Origin of the sequence: Taibaiella soli, from assembly GCF_003236175.1 — a bacterium.
In the GTDB taxonomy this organism is placed as follows: domain Bacteria; phylum Bacteroidota; class Bacteroidia; order Chitinophagales; family Chitinophagaceae; genus QKTW01.
In genome coordinates this window covers 12,262-27,437 of record NZ_QKTW01000001.1, presented here as the reverse complement: position 1 = coordinate 27,437, position 15,176 = coordinate 12,262, and the positions used below count along the sequence as shown (strand labels likewise).

Here is a 15,176-nt window from a genome sequence, read left to right as displayed (position 1 = left end):
GCTCGAGCTCCGAGCTCCAACGCCCGAGTTCCGAACTCCAACACCCGAGTTAAAAACCTCAACACTCGAGTTCCGAACTCCAACACCCGAGTTAAAAACCTCAACACTCGAGTTCTGAACTCCGACATCCGAGTTAAAAACCTCAACGCCGGAGTTCTGAACACCGACAACAGGCTATAAAAAGAAATCCCGCCACTTGGGCGGGATTTTCATTTCCGTAAACGTTACTGATTATTTAGCTGCGTCGTCAGCAGATTTCATTTTTCTGCCGGGAAAGCGTTCCGAAAGGTCTTCAAAAACCACTTTGGCGTGTGTTTCGCCATTTTTCGCCGCTGTACGCACCGCGCTGTAATATACCAGAGCGTTTGTAAAAGCTTCACTGCCGGCCAGCACCACCGTATCGTCAATCAGCGTTGTCAGTTGATTGCATTGCTCCAGAATAGGGCGGAGGCCTGCTACCATGGCAAAATCAAGATTTAAAGCGCCTTCGTCCATATAGCCGGGCTTAAACTCAGGGTTGTTGGCGCAGTAGTCTACCACTTTGCTTACGAAGGTGTAAGACTTGTTGCTCATTTTTAAGATCTCATGTCGCTCGGTGGCGGTGAGTGTGTGCATGTAAGGCGCCAGCAGGGCTTTCAGCTCTACGATCTTTTGAGCTGCCTCAGTAAGGACGGTTGAAGGGATTCCTTCGGTAATTCTGTTTTCCATTGTATTTCAGATTTTATACTTCTGGATACAGAGCATTTTTGGTGCCAAAGTTTTTAGGGGAAATGTTAAAACGAGTGCAACGCTTGTTTTGTACTCGCGCTTGTCACCTGAGCGGAGACGAAGGGCACTCAGGCCACTCACTCGCGTCACTGTGACGAAGGAAGCAGCCTGCACGAAACATGAGGTACTCAAATTATGTGCAGATTGCTTTGTTCGCTCCTAATGTCGCTCCGCGCAATGACGCGAGAAACACCCATGTTGGGCTACATCGGTAAAACTGCTTAATAGTAGCAATATCGATGAACGGAGCGCCGCAACTATGTTTGATCGGAGAGAGGAAGGTGGTGACATAAAGATTTACCCGTCCAAGAATACGCGAAATCAGATCCCCACTTCCTCGTTCCTCGTCATCGGGATGGCAAATGCTAGTGGGCCCGTGTTGTTGTACCGCTCCTATTTTGTGCGGGCTGCTTCCTTCGTCGCAGTGACGCGAGTATTAACCCTTCGTCTCCGCTCAGAGGGTGTTTAAAAAGAAAAGCATAAAAAAAGGAATCAGTGTTGTAACTAAGAGGTTTAATCAAACACCATCTTGCAAATGTGTTTTCCTTCTAGTTTAACTGATTCCGAATGGCAAGTTATATCAAGTTTTTTACCAGCCAAAACCAAAGGCAAATATTGTTTAAGATCCATCATTGATGCTTTGCTCTATTTGGTAAAAACTGGTTGTCCCTGGCGGTATTTGCCAACCTGTTTTCCGCCGTGGCAGGCGGTTTACTATCATTTTCGTCGATTAAATAGCATTGGTGTATTCAGTCGGCTGAAATGGCGGCTTAGAACACAGATAAGGCAAAAAATGGGAAAAAGTCCTCAACCTACCGCTGCGGTGATCGATTCTCAAAGTGTTCGTACCGCCGCGGGTATTAATTATCGTAAAGGATGGGATGGCGCTAAAAAACTTGTCGGTAGAAAACGACATCTTGTCACCGACACATTAGGGCTTCCTTTAGCGATATGTGTTACCAGCGCAAAAGTTTCTGATCGGGAAGGTATGGCTGTAATAGCCCCATATCTGGATAGGGCATACAATTTAAAAACATTGTTTGCAGATAGTGGCTATCTAGGCATGCACCTCACAGAGGCAATGCTTACAATCATTACCAGGAGCGACATTTCCACGAAATGGAATCGTCGTGCCAAAGGTATTCCCAGGGTATTTGAACCTGTGCCCAAACGCTGGGTTGTTGAAAGAAGCTTTGCCTGGATGGGATTACATAGACGACTATCAAAGGAATTTGAGCGACGTGTTGATTGTTCTGAGGCTATGATAAAAATTGTCTTTATCAAAATCATGCTTAAAAGATTAACTACTTCTTTTTAAACACCCTCTCAGGGTGACAAACGTGAGCAATATATCTGTGCCTTAGCGAGCGTTGCGCCGCCGTGAGAAATAAAGACACGCTACACCAGTCAGACGACTCAGAGTCGTCCGCCTTTACCAAACACGAGCTTGCGCAATATGAGCGTTCTCCTCCTTTGGAGGAGCTAGATGAGGCTTTTTTTCTGCAGGCTGCTTCCTTCGTCGCAGTGACGCGAGTATTAACCCTTCGTCTCCGCTCAGGGTGACAAACGCGAGCAATATATCTGTGCCTTAGCGAGCGTTGTGCCGCCGTGAGAAATAAAGACACGCTACACCAGTCAGACGACTCAGAGTCGTCCGCCTTTACCCAACACAAGCTTGCGCAATATGAGCGTTCTCCTCCTTTGGTGGAGCTAGAGGAGGCCTTAGCCTCTCAGCAATGTGATGGAAACCGTATCTAAAATAAAGTGATTAATGATCAGCACATGGCGGATCTCTTTGCGATCGCCTTTTTGGAGAATGGTGCTTTCCGGAACGGAAGCTTGTGAAAAGATGTGATGCGCCAGCCAGAGCGCAAAGCCTGATGTGGTTTCGTATTCGCCGCAGAGGTGTTTAAAGCCTGCGATGGTTTGTGTGGTGAAATCTTCCAGCACATTGTACCATGCTTCAAAACGCACGTCGCCACTGCGACCACAAAGTACTACGTCGATGTCATCTGTAGTAAGACCATTCGCAGCAAGCACTTCATGCACCTTGTTGCGAATCATAGTTGGCGCCGGCTGATGAATAATTTCCAGTGATTCTATAGAACAGGTAGCGCCTTCTTTTTCGCCCGACACTACAAAAAATGCAGCGCCTTCACCGGCAATGGTGCCCAGCGTTTCATTGTTTTGGTACAGGTGTTCGCTCGCTACTGTTTCCTTTTTCCAGTAGTTGAGTTTTTCCTTTACAACGAAATAATCTGCCGTGGTTTCATCATAGCTGCCAATCAGGATATTTTGATTGTCGCCTGTTTCTGTAAGCAGTAATTGTGCATCGAGCAAAGCGAGTTCTAAGGAAATACCACGGTGTACAAAAGTCTGGTTGTAACCTGTGCTCTTTGATTGCAGCGCAATCCAGCCGTTCGGCGCGTTGTAGGTAGATTGAATGAAGAAGGTAGGATTGAGCGCTTCCTCTTTCATCATTATCATGTCTTTCAGGAAATGTTGCATATCGCCCGCGCTGCCGCGACCTGTGCCGGTAATGATGGCATCCGGCATAGAAACACCTGCATTTTGCAAGCATTTCATCGCTGCACTGATACTCATTTTCAGCAGGCGGCTCATGCGGCGAATGGCCACAGGGTTAATGAATGCACGGTAATCCACATCTACAGCTACAAACCTGTTGCCTTCGCTTGGTACCACGGGGTCCAGCACCGGCGTATCGCCAAAGCTGTGTTGCGGAGATATCGCACAAGCGGCTTTTATGTAGAGCGGATGTTTTATCATTTGCTGAAGATCAGAGAAACGTTATTGCCACCAAATCCGAATGAATTGCTCATCACATGCTGTACTGGTACGTTTTCGAGCGTATCGGTAACCGGCGTGATCGAAAGTTCTTCCATCGGTGTGGTGAAATTGAGATTGGCAAATACGGCTTGCTGCTGCAGGCTGATGATGCTGAAAATCGCTTCAATAGCTCCGGCTGCTGCCAGTGTATGCCCGGTAAATGCTTTGGTAGAAGAAAAATAAGGAACTTTTTCGGCGAATAATTGCTGAATGGCCAGTCCTTCGGCCGCATCATTATTGATAGTGGCCGTGCCGTGTGCGTTGATATAGCTGATGTCTTCCGGTTGGAGTTTCGCGTGTTTCAGCGCCTGCTCCATCGTGCGGAAAGCACCTGCGCCGTCGGGCGATGGTGCCGTTGGGTGATACGCATCGTTGCTATTGGCATAGCCACCGAGGTAGGCTAGTATTTCAGCGCCACGAGCTTTGGCGTCTTCTTCTTTTTCGAGTAAAAGATAACCGGCGCCTTCACCAAGATTTAACCCAAAACGGGTTTGATCAAACGGACGACAAGGTCCTTTGTCTACATTTTTCAGTGAATTGAAACCGTTGAGCGTAAAACGGCAAAGGGCATCGGTTCCGCCGCAGATAGCGCGTTTTACTACGCCTTGCTGAATCAGCCTTGCGCCCATGATCACAGCATTGGCCGATGAAGAACAAGCGGTGCTGATCGTTGCCATCAATGGTTTCAGTCCGAAGTAACGCGCGGCACGTTCGGTGCTGTCGCCACAATCGGAACTGTTAATGTATTGGATAAAATCGCCTCTTTTGCCTGGTTCAATAAAATCGAGATAATGGTCTTCAACCGAGCACATGCCACCCACGGTACTGGCATTAATCAATGCCACGGGTTCATCGCGGAGCAGCGCACGGTCTATTTTGCCCATGAGTTCCTGCAAGGCCACCAGACTGAGTAAGGTGGTACGCGTGAGGCCCTGCATGTTTTCCTGCAAGCCCACCAGCATTGCCATTTCTTCATTGCTGAAGTTGACCTCGCCAAGTAGAAACTCCTGCGCATGTACCGATTGCAGGTGCACAGGAAAATGCAGGCCCGACTTTTTCTGAAGCAGGGCCTGAATATTTTGATGCATTCCGCAGCCAAGTGCGGAGAGAATCCCAACGGAGCTAACTACGATTTTTTCCAAAGCGAAAAAAGCAGATTATACAGTGCGGTGTTGCTGGATGTATTCTGCCATTGTCTGTACAGAACCCAGTACTTTACGGCCTTCGCGTGCATCTTCGATTTTGATGCCATAGTTGCGTTCCAGCAATACCATCAGTTCCAGAGAGTCAATACTATCCAACCCCAGACCGTCGCCAAACAAAGGTGCGTTATCGTCAATATCTTCCGGTTTCATTCCCTGCAGGTTCAGGGACTCAATAATTTGTTGCTTGAGGGTTGTTTTCAAATCTTCCATAAAACTTAAAAATACATGTGCCGCAAAAATAATCATATCACGCAGTTTATTGCATACTTGTTTCCCGCTTTCAAGGCAATTAGTTGGCACAGTTTTGGACCGGTAGTATAGCAGCCTTTGTTTTCAGTATATTAGAGCTAATGTCGTTTCCTTATGATATAATTGCTTCGCACAATGACTCAAGGCTCATTGTCTGGCAGTACAGTAGTGCCACAGTTAAATCAGGGCGACCCGAAAACCCATGCAGTAATGGGTTTTCGTGCCTTTTTTGCCTACTTTTTGGGCAAGCAAAAAGTAGGAGAAATTTGATTCTGGCGCTTGACAGCGCTTTGTCGTCAAATCAGGGAAACAATGTTGATATTAGACCTACGATTATTCATTAAATAAACGATACGCTGGTTTTATGAAAAGACTGCTACTATTTGGCTCAATACTTGCTAACGTTTTTAATACACCGTTTTCTTTTGCTCAGACCGCAACAACCGATACCTTAAGATATCCCGAAGAAAAACACTTCAAAAACATGCGCCAGCTTACGTTTGGCGGCGATAATGCAGAAGCTTATTTCGGGTTTGATAATACACACATCACCTTTCAGCGCACGGCTCCGAAAGATGGAATCAAATGTGATCAGATATTTTATGCTTCTGTTCCAATGAAAAATGCGGAGCCTTTCAATTATCAAATGGTGAGCACGGGCAAGGGCCGCACGACTTGCGCCTATTTAATGCCCGACAAAAAGCATTTTCTGTATGCTTCCACGCATAAAGCCGCTGATACCTGTCCGGCGGTGCCAGATCGCTCTGTGATTAAGAAGTATGTGTGGCCGATTTATGATAGCTATGATATTTTCGTGGCCGATTTTAAGGGCAATATTACCAAACAACTCACCACAGAAGCGGGTTACGACGCGGAGGCCACCATTTCCCCGAAGGGAGACAAAATCATTTTTACATCTACCAGAAACGGCGATCTCGACCTTTATGTAATGGACATCGACGGTAAAAACGTCAGGCAGATTACCCATGAATTGGGCTACGATGGCGGCGCGTGGTTTTCGCACGATGGTAAAAAGATTGTGTGGCGCGCGTCACGTCCGAAGGCAGAACAGGAAGTAAAAGAATACAAAGATTTGCTGGCAAAAGGGCTGGTAATGCCGACACAAATGGAGGTATTTGTAGCCGATGCCGACGGCAGTAATGTGCAGCAAGTCACACATCTCGGCAAAGCCAACTGGGCACCCAACTTTACACCGGACGATAAACAAATTGTTTTTGCATCAAACCACGAATACGAACGCGGATTTCCGTTTAATCTTTACCTGATTAACCTTGATGGCACGGGATTAGAGCGTATTTCACATGACGGCGGCTTTGATGCTTTCCCAATGTTTTCACCTGATGGCAAACGGTTTATTTTTAGTTCCAATCGCCATAATGGCGGCGGGCACGATACCAACCTGTTTATTGCCGATTGGGTAAAGTAAAAATAACATTGGCGGAACATAGGCTTAGCCTACATTTAAAACTCGTAATCACAAGAAAACCATGCAGGAATTTAATTTTCCATATCAGCATACCATTGTGGCGAAATTGCCCGAAAACATGCAGCAACTTATAAAGGCTGCCGAACAAGCGGCGGACAAAGCATACGCGCCTTATTCCAATTTTAAAGTTGGTGCGGCGGTATTGCTCGATGACCAAACTGTAATGACCGGGGCCAATCAGGAAAATGCTTCCTTCCCGGCAGGGATTTGTGCGGAACGAGCTGTATTAGGGAATTTTGATATGAATTCGGGAAAAAAAGTGCTGGCCATCGCCGTGGCCTATAAAGCTAAAACAGAAGATCACCGTCCGCTTTCGCCCTGTGGTATCTGTCGCCAAACAATTTTAGAAGTGCAGCTGCATCAAAAACAAACAATTGCAATTTATATGTGCGCACCTGACGGACAGGTAGTTATGGTGGAGGATGCCCGTTATTTGCTGCCATTTTACTTCAGCAATGAATTTCTGCCTGCCGAAGATTTTTAGGCAGTAGTATATAATAAAGAAAATGATTTTATGGGGACTTATATCAAAATAAAATCCTTGTTTTTAGATTCCCCCGTTAATTTCCTAATTTAGCAGCCCGCAAACGTCTTAATTCCAATGATTGATATTAAAGTGCCTACAGTAGGCGAATCTATTAGCGAAGTAACCCTGGTGAAATGGTTGAAGAAAGATGGTGAATGGGTAGATCGCGACGAATTGATCTGTGAACTGGAATCCGAAAAAGCCACATTTGAACTTAATGCCGAACAAGCCGGTATCCTGCATATCGTGGCTGAGGAAGGCGCTACGCTCAATATTGGTGATCTGGCTTGTCAGATCGATGAAACTGCTGCACGTCCGGAAGGTGCTGCTCCAAAAGCAGAAGCACCGAAAGCCGAAGCAAAACCAGCTGCTGCTCCTGCCGCTCCAAAGGCTGAAGCTCCGAAAGCTGCCGCTCCTGCATCTGACGTAAAAGCAACGCCGGTAGCACAAGCTATCATGGCTGACAAACAGGTAAAACCTGCTGACGTTAAAGGTTCAGGCTCTATGGGCCGCATCATGAAAAATGATGTACTGGAAGCGTTACAGAACCCGGGCCGTAAAGGTGGTGCTGAGGCATTCTCCCGCGAAGACAAACGCGAGAAAATGAGCAACCTCCGCAAAACTGTTTCCCGCCGCCTGGTAGAAGCAAAAAATACTACTGCAATGCTTACTACTTTCAATGAAGTGGACATGGGCCGCATCATGGAAGTACGTAAACAATATAAAGACGTGTTTAAAGAAATGCATGGTGTAAACCTCGGTTTCATGTCTTTCTTTACCAAAGCATGTTGCATCGCGCTGGAAGAATGGCCTGCGGTAAATGCATACATCGATGGTGACAATCTGGTTTACCACCAATATTGCGATATCTCTATTGCTGTATCTGCTCCAAAAGGTCTGGTAGTGCCGGTGATCCGCAACGCAGAAAGCCTGAGCATGGCTGAGATTGAAGGTAAAGTAGGTGAGCTGGCTAAAAAAGCACGCGAAAACAAACTGACGATCGAAGAAATGACCGGCGGTACGTTTACAATCACCAACGGTGGTGTATTCGGTTCCCTGATGTCTACACCAATCATCAACATTCCTCAGTCTGCAATCCTCGGTATGCACAAAATCCAGGATCGTCCGATGGCTGTAAACGGTAAAGTAGAAATCCGTCCGATGATGTACATCGCGCTGAGCTATGATCACCGTATCATCGATGGTCGTGAGTCAGTAAGCTTCCTCGTTCGCGTAAAAGAACTGCTGGAACAACCAGAACTGCTGCTGTTCGGTAAAGACCCGATGAAAGCGCTGCTGGAAGTGAAATAAGAAAATTTGGTTTTGAATGATATTGAAAGCCTCTCCCGACAGAATTGTTGGGGGAGGCTTTTGTTTTACGGGCTTCGACTCCGCTCAGCCTGACACTTATTTTGCCACAGTTCTTGTTTTTCTACATTTTTTATTTCTGGCGCGAGAGTTAGCGCAGCGCTCTCGTGTCAAAACTTCATGTCAGTCTCCCGACTGACCTTTTTGTGCTACAAGCTACTCTATGACTGCATTTAAAATAGTTGATAGACTCCAGTCAGGAGACTGGTGATGTACTTAGACACGAGAGCGCTGCGCTAACTCTCGCGCCAGTGCGTATTTTTGACTTTCTCACATGAGCACTATCAAAGAAACACTCGCCTCAACCACACATCGCCCATTCGCGATGCCTTCTGGTCGCTGGGTCTATTATCAGGAATGGAATCACGCCTTGTTCTTGCATTGGGAAGTTTCGCTAGAAACATTACAGCCGTTGATTCCCGAAGGCGTGACGTTAGATCTGTTTGAAGGGAAAGCATGGGTTTCTCTTGTAGGATTTACAATGAATAAAATTCGCCCGCGACATTTGCCCGCGGTTAGTTTGTTGTCCGATTTTCACGAAATCAATCTGCGCACTTACGTAACGCACGAAAATAAGCCAGGCGTTTATTTCCTGAATATCGAAGCCGAGAAATTATTGTCCGTATTAGTGGCCAAAAGTATGTCGGGCCTGCCTTATGAAAAAGCTGAGATGAGTAGAAAGGGGCTGAGCGATGGGGATGTGTACCGGTCGCATAATCCGCAGAAAGGTTTTCGGCTTGATGTAAAGTATAAAATTGAAACTGTCTCATACCGAAAAACGCCATTGGATTTCTGGCTGACTGAAAGGTATTGTCTGTATGTTGACAGTCACAAAAAAATATACCGCTACGATATCCATCATGAAGAATGGGGAATAGCACCGGTGTCATTAGTTCAGCTGGAAGTAAATTATCGGAAAGGAAATCTGGAGCTTAATGCCCAACCGGATCGCATGCATTATTCGGAAGGCGTGAAAGTACTGGCGTGGCGGCGACGGAAGATTGGCCTCCTCTAGCTCCTCCAAAGGAGGAGTACTTCCAGCGCGAGTTGTTGCGTGTGATTTTATGAACGGTGATTCGTGTGGACTTTGGCTTAGTGCCAGTCAGGAAACTGGCTATTTGTACCGACACAGGCGATCCTTCGGAACACTTGCGCCGGTATTTTTTAGTTTTTGATTTTGGATTTACCCACAAACTTCCTCATCTCCCTCGTTCGTTTCATAACGTTCCACCGGCACAGTTAATGTAACAGTACAACCCATTTCCGGTGCGGTTTGAATATTTATTTTGCCTTCGAGAAAGCGGGCGCGCTGAAAGATGTTTAAGAGACCAATGCCTTCCAGCTCAAAGATTTTATCCTTATTAAAACCGACGCCATTGTCGGATACTGCAAGAATAAAATTGTCTGATTCGTAGATCAGACTAATCTTGATCAATGTAGCCTGTGCGTGTTTGAGCGCATTGTGTACCACCTCTTGCGCAATACGGTAAATATCCAGCGACTTTTCAGGAACTAGTTCACAGTATTCACCCGTAATCGCCACTTCACAAACAATTTCCTTTGTAGCATTGATATGATCCGCTTCTTTCTGCAGCGCTTCTACCAGGCCAATATTTTTGATATAATCGCTATTGAGCGTATGGCTGAGATTACGGATGTCTTTGTGTACACTGGTAAGTAATTCGCTTGTCTGTGAGAGCATTTCCACTTGCCGTGGAGCTGTAGCCAGTCTGGTAATCATGTGCATATTCATCTGCACAAAACCCAGCGTCTGCCCGATATTATCATGAATCTCCTTCGAGATATTTTGCAAAGTATTTTCCTGTTCCTCAATTCTTGCACGCAGCAGTTTACTCTCATGCTCGAAGATCATCCTGTTTTTCTCCACCAGAAACTTATTCTGTTTGTTTTTATGAACAACCATATAAGCAATGAGGAAAAAGATAAAAATGACAAAGAGAATGGTTCCGGCAATAAAGAGGGAAACAATGGAAGGATCAAACATATCTAGGTTTCATTTTCGGATATAGGAAAAAAATGCCCGTGATGGTAGCATACGTTAGAATATTGACCGATATATTGGATATGCTCACAATCCATGCTTTCGCCTTTTCATGGTCATAAAAATAATCGTATAGTCCCCAGTTCAAAAACGTAATACTCCAGAAAAATGCTAAAACAGCAGCAAACCAGAAATGCGGATAGGTATAAAGCACCAGTCCTTCTTCTCGTAGGAGCATTCGGAAAAATGAGAATAGACACATTGTGATGATACCTATTGCTTCAAAAAATAGATAGTAAGAGTTATAGCTATTTAAAGGTTGAAGAAAAATAATGTTGAGGATACCGAGTAAAATTCCACCTATTGCAATGTAGATTCCAATGTTTCTTGCTTTAAAAGAATCAATACTGAAATTAAAATAAAGAGAGAGAACACCGAATTCTAGTAGACTGTAAATGCTGTAGATTGGCATATTTCCTTTCCACTTCATACTACTTATATATCCAATGATCTCAGTAAGGCAAGCCGCACAAATAAAAAAGTAAAAAAATTTGGTTGGCTTATCAAACTGCTTATATCTGTATCCGCCAATGACAGATGCAAGAAGCAGCAACGCCATGTATAAATATTGCAGTTTGAAAACAATGTCCATCTTTATTAGTAAGTTAAAGTGGATCCAGCTGCAGCCCCGGTCGCACAGTCATGAGGGCAAGGCATTGCATGCTCGAGTACTTTATTTCCGTTTTTATAGACATATGAACCATTCATATCATAACCTGCAACAATGATTGTTAGATTGCCGCTTGTATAAGCTGTAGGTTTTCCATAATTACCTTCATTAATATACTCAAGCGTATGTCCGAACATCAACTTTACATTTGTTATGCGAGGATCATTTAGGTAAGATCTAAGTGAGTCCGCATTGAAGATAAAGGAGTGGATACTGGAATCGTCGTTATCACTAAGACTAGCCAAATAGCTTTCCAACATTTTATTTCCTGAATCAATGGAAATAAAACTAGAAAACGGATAATTATCCGGATAATTTCTTTCCAATGCTCTTGGATTATTGCTTGGTGCAGTAGGTTGCTGTGGTTTTGCTGCTTCTGTTTCGTGTTTGTTACAAGCCAATAGCATAAAGCCAAGAATCATGGCAGTTAACAGAATTGTGGGCTTCATATTTTATGTAATTAAGTTTCCAAATACTTCCATAGGTGTAATGCCTGCCTGTACGGCATACAGAGCAAGACTCACGCGACTGTTTACTTTTAATTTCTTAAATAAACTGTCCCTATATCCTTCAACACTCCGGGAGGTGGTATCCATTTTCTGGGCAATCTGCGCATAGCTCAGGTCCGTGCAGCAGAATTTCAGCACCTGTAGTTCTTTCTCTGTAAAGTGAGGCAATTTCACCTCTTTATTTTTAATAGCAAAAAGGAGTTGGGTATTCACTAGTTCCGAATGGTAAAAACCATTTTGATAAATGGAAGTAAGCGCGCGTTTGATATCCTCGGGGTCGCAGCTTTTCAGCAGATATCCATTGGCGCCGTGTTTGATCATGCGGATGATATAAAGTTCATGATCGAAGATGGTCAGTACAAGCGCCCGCATCTGCGGCCAGCGCTCTTTAATTTCAATTAATGTATCGAAGCCGTTTAAATCCGGCATATTAATATCGATCATGCAGATGTCCGGAAGTGTCTCCGCTTTTTCAAGCTGGTTGATCAGATCGCGTCCATTGCTCGCCTCAATATCCACTTCAATACCACCCATCTCTTTGATGAAGGTAATGATGCCTTTTCTGACGATCGTATGATCATCGGCGTATGCAATGTGGATCGTTCTTTCTTCTTTCATTTTATAAGCTTCGAAACGGTAAATGTATATTCCTCAGATAAGAAAAAATACAGGTAAAAAACTGAAAAATAGTGTGTTTTTAACTGTATGAAATATCAGAAAAATGATAAAAATTTACATGTAGAATTAGTGATTAAGTATAATGATAGGCGGCTTAGTTTTCCCCAGGGCAATATTAAGCATAATAAACGACGTAGAACTCAACAACAAACCTTTGCATATTAAATCTCCGGTGGCTTCTGGATTAAGCCCTATCGCAATGCCGGACGGGATTGGTGGTCCTCGAACTTTATTCTGGCATTGATTTTTGAAGCACAGCACGGCTGTGCTTCTTTTTTTCACTTATAGATAATTGTCTTTTTTAACTTTATAAAAATTTAGTTGCGTATATGTGGCAGGAAAAAAATAATGCGCTGTATAAAAAATTCGCTTTCGCCGATTTCTCTGAAGCTTTTGCATTCATGACCCGGGTGGCGCTTCTCGCGGAAAAAATGAATCACCATCCGCTTTGGACTAATGTCTGGAATACGGTAGAAATTACCTTAAATACACACGACGCCGGTGACATCATCACCGAAAAAGACCATAAACTGGCCAATGCCATTGATAAGCTTTTGGCTTAAAATGGCCGTTCTGGACTGCGCTTAACATTGCGTTTTCATGTGTTATCTTCTTGCAAACGGGCTGCTGCAGCGGTTTATAACTCGCCGCAGCAGCTTTTTTATGCCCGTATTTTTCCCCCTCTTCTTTCGGGTAGTTTTTGTATGTTATTGATAGGCAGTTTATTGCAATGCTAATAATGCCCCCAAATAATCACATTTTTCAGGGTCGACTTTTTGAATAAAAGTGTTATCTGCTCGTTAATATATTTTATAGTTAATAAGATGTAATTCGATTGATTTTCTGTGGTTTAGTGTGTTTGTGGATCTAGTTTTACGATGTAATTCAACGCTCAACGTAAGCTAAATCTTAATCACATGTCAAGTATGAACCGCCGCGATTTCCTCAATTTCCTTTCTTCAAATGATGATGGCGGAATAGCTGAAATCACAAAAACAGATGCTGTTTTCACGAAGTATGCCAATAAGGAAATTCCGAAACTGGAACGCACTACTGCTACTTTGACAACATACAGCGGTTCATGGACCAGAGCTGAGATTATTCACCTGCTGCGCCGTACTATGTTTGGTGTTCGCGAAGCTGATATCCAGACGCTGCAAAATATGAGCATGAGTCAGGCGGTTGATTATTTACTTACGAATATTCCGGCTGCACCGGCCCCTCCGGTTAATAACTATGAAACAGCAAGCTACACTGATCCTACAAGTGTGCCTGCCGGACAAACGTGGGTAAATGCGCCTTTCGGCCCCGGCGGTTATCTGAACGGTCTTCGCATGACGTCATTAAAATCATGGTGGACTGGTCTGATGTTGAACCAAAACCTGAGCATCCAGGAGAAAATGACGTTTTTCTGGTACAATCATTTTTCTACAGAAATCACTTCTATTTTCGACGCTCGCGTTTCTTACAGTTATGTAGCAATGCTGCGCCAAAATGCACTGGGCAATTTCAAAGGACTGGTAAAAGAAGTAACCAAGCATCCGGCAATGTTGAAATATCTGAACGGTTATGTGAACTCTCAGGTAGCACCAGATGAAAATTATGGCCGCGAGCTGCAAGAGTTATTTACTATCGGTAAAGGCAACAATCCCAACTATACAGAAGATGATGTAAAAGCTGCAGCAAAAGTGCTTACGGGCTGGCGTATCAACAGCAGCACGCTCGCCAGCTATTTCGATCCTGCAAAACATGATACAAGCAATAAGCAGTTCTCTTCTTTTTACAACAACATGGTGATTAATGGTCAGACTGGTATGAACGGCGCTGGTGAAGCTGATGCACTGGTAGATATGATCTTCACCAAAATAGAAGCTGCAAAATTTATCTGTCGTAAGCTGTACCGTTTCTTTGTGTACTATGTAATCGATACAGATGTTGAGAATAATGTAATAGAGCCATTGGCACAGATTCTTGTTTCCAACAATTTTGAAATTGCACCGGTGCTGAAAGCATTGTTCAAAAGCCAGCATTTCTTTGATACCGACAATCGCGGTTGTTTTATCCGCACGCCGTTAGATCATATCCTCGGGTCTATGCGCACTTTTGAAGTAAGCGTTCCGAATACGGCCACTGTAGGACAAGTTTACGGTATCTGGAATTACCTGCGTACAAGATCTGCAGATCTGGCGCTGGATCTCGGAGATCCGCCAAACGTGGCAGGCTATCCTGCATTCTATCAGGTGCCTGAATATTATGAGCTCTGGATCAACTCTAATACATTTCCTAAGCGTCTTGAATTTACGGACAGACTTATAGGTGTTGGTTTTTCAGCTGTGAATACCGGTATTCTTACAAGAATGGATGTATTAAGTTTTGCAGCTAATTCCGGACAGGCAAACGATCCGGATGCATTGGTTAACTACTGCGTGGAAATGCTGCTGGGTGTAGATCTTTCTGCCGCACGCAAAGATGAATTGAAAGCAATTTTGCTCGGTGGCCAGACTACTAATTCTTATTGGACTGCTGCCTGGACAACCTATACAAATGGTCCTACTGTTGGTAATACCAACGTTGTAAAAACAAAGCTGGTTACCATGATTACGGAAATCATGCGGATGCCGGAATATCAGCTGTGCTAGGTCTTTCATACGTGAATGTGGGGAATGTGATTAATGTGATTGCTCGCGTTTGTCATGTCGACGGGAGGAGACATCCCGCGTAATGTGATATTTTTTCGTTGCTAGGTCTTTCATACGTGAATGTGTGAATGTGATTAATGTGAAGAAT

15 protein-coding genes are annotated in these 15,176 nt (G+C 44.3%); 7 read left to right on the top strand and 8 right to left on the bottom strand.

Going from position 1 to position 15,176, the window contains the following annotated elements:
• Positions 1-231: 231 nt before the first annotated feature.
• Positions 232-708: a hypothetical protein gene (locus DN068_RS00130; protein ID WP_110996845.1), complete on the bottom strand. Its 477-nt coding sequence runs from the start codon at positions 706-708 to the stop codon at positions 232-234.
• Between the two features lie 595 nt (positions 709-1,303).
• On the opposite strand from DN068_RS00130, the gene DN068_RS00125 reads away from it, so the two are divergent.
• Entirely contained in the window at positions 1,304-2,086 is a 783-nt protein-coding gene (locus DN068_RS00125) for an IS5 family transposase (RefSeq protein WP_110996844.1), read from the top strand.
• A 404-nt stretch (positions 2,087-2,490) separates the two neighbouring features.
• Here the strand turns inward: DN068_RS00125 and DN068_RS00120 are convergent, their stop codons facing one another.
• Genes DN068_RS00120 through DN068_RS00110 form a run of 3 tightly spaced genes read right to left on the bottom strand, consistent with a single transcriptional unit; the run spans position 2,491 to position 5,066 of the window.
• A complete protein-coding gene (locus DN068_RS00120; protein WP_110996843.1) occupies positions 2,491-3,555 on the bottom strand; it encodes a beta-ketoacyl synthase chain length factor in 1,065 nt (354 codons plus the stop codon).
• Complete coding sequence (locus DN068_RS00115) at positions 3,552-4,757, bottom strand: beta-ketoacyl-[acyl-carrier-protein] synthase family protein (protein WP_110996842.1); 1,206 nt, start codon at positions 4,755-4,757, stop codon at positions 3,552-3,554. The genes DN068_RS00120 and DN068_RS00115 overlap by 4 nt, the downstream gene beginning before the upstream one ends.
• A 15-nt stretch (positions 4,758-4,772) precedes the next feature.
• A complete protein-coding gene (locus DN068_RS00110) occupies positions 4,773-5,066 on the bottom strand; it encodes a phosphopantetheine-binding protein (protein ID WP_243630006.1) in 294 nt (97 codons plus the stop codon).
• A gap of 367 nt (positions 5,067-5,433) precedes the next feature.
• Between DN068_RS00110 and DN068_RS00105 the strand changes: the two genes are divergently transcribed.
• The 4 genes from DN068_RS00105 to DN068_RS00090 all read left to right on the top strand — a co-directional run bounded on the left by DN068_RS00105 (position 5,434) and on the right by DN068_RS00090 (position 9,485).
• Positions 5,434-6,516 carry a TolB family protein gene (locus tag DN068_RS00105; protein ID WP_110996840.1) on the top strand — a complete coding sequence of 361 codons (1,083 nt, stop codon included), beginning with the start codon at positions 5,434-5,436 and terminating at the stop codon, positions 6,514-6,516.
• A gap of 61 nt (positions 6,517-6,577) precedes the next feature.
• Positions 6,578-7,060, top strand: a complete 483-nt coding sequence (cdd, locus tag DN068_RS00100; RefSeq protein WP_110996839.1) for a cytidine deaminase — start codon at positions 6,578-6,580, stop codon at positions 7,058-7,060.
• 117 nt (positions 7,061-7,177) lie between these two features.
• Positions 7,178-8,413, top strand: coding sequence for a 2-oxoglutarate dehydrogenase complex dihydrolipoyllysine-residue succinyltransferase (gene odhB, locus DN068_RS00095; RefSeq protein WP_110996838.1), 1,236 nt, complete (start codon positions 7,178-7,180; stop codon positions 8,411-8,413).
• 331 nt (positions 8,414-8,744) lie between these two features.
• Positions 8,745-9,485 carry a YqjF family protein gene (locus tag DN068_RS00090; RefSeq protein ID WP_110996837.1) on the top strand — a complete coding sequence of 247 codons (741 nt, stop codon included), beginning with the start codon at positions 8,745-8,747 and terminating at the stop codon, positions 9,483-9,485.
• A gap of 168 nt (positions 9,486-9,653) precedes the next feature.
• Here DN068_RS00090 and DN068_RS00085 read toward each other — a convergent pair whose 3' ends face one another.
• Genes DN068_RS00085 through DN068_RS00070 form a run of 4 tightly spaced genes read right to left on the bottom strand, consistent with a single transcriptional unit; the run spans position 9,654 to position 12,329 of the window.
• Positions 9,654-10,475 carry a sensor histidine kinase gene (locus tag DN068_RS00085; protein WP_110996836.1) on the bottom strand — a complete coding sequence of 274 codons (822 nt, stop codon included), beginning with the start codon at positions 10,473-10,475 and terminating at the stop codon, positions 9,654-9,656.
• Positions 10,468-11,091 (bottom strand): hypothetical protein, encoded by a 624-nt coding sequence (locus DN068_RS00080; protein ID WP_123985167.1) that lies wholly within the window; start codon positions 11,089-11,091, stop codon positions 10,468-10,470. Before DN068_RS00080 ends, DN068_RS00085 begins: the two co-directional genes overlap by 8 nt.
• A gap of 38 nt (positions 11,092-11,129) precedes the next feature.
• Entirely contained in the window at positions 11,130-11,651 is a 522-nt protein-coding gene (locus tag DN068_RS00075; protein ID WP_110996834.1) for a hypothetical protein, read from the bottom strand.
• A gap of 3 nt (positions 11,652-11,654) precedes the next feature.
• A complete protein-coding gene (locus DN068_RS00070; RefSeq protein ID WP_110996833.1) occupies positions 11,655-12,329 on the bottom strand; it encodes a response regulator transcription factor in 675 nt (224 codons plus the stop codon).
• Positions 12,330-12,718: 389 nt separating this feature from the next.
• Here DN068_RS00070 and DN068_RS00065 point away from each other — a divergent pair, with 389 nt between their 5' ends.
• The gene (locus DN068_RS00065) at positions 12,719-12,952 is read left to right on the top strand and encodes a 4a-hydroxytetrahydrobiopterin dehydratase (protein WP_110996832.1); all 234 of its coding nucleotides are present in this window, start codon (positions 12,719-12,721) and stop codon (positions 12,950-12,952) included.
• 354 nt (positions 12,953-13,306) lie between these two features.
• Positions 13,307-15,028 (top strand): DUF1800 domain-containing protein, encoded by a 1,722-nt coding sequence (locus DN068_RS00060; protein WP_110996831.1) that lies wholly within the window; start codon positions 13,307-13,309, stop codon positions 15,026-15,028.
• The last annotated feature ends 148 nt before the right edge of the window (positions 15,029-15,176 follow it).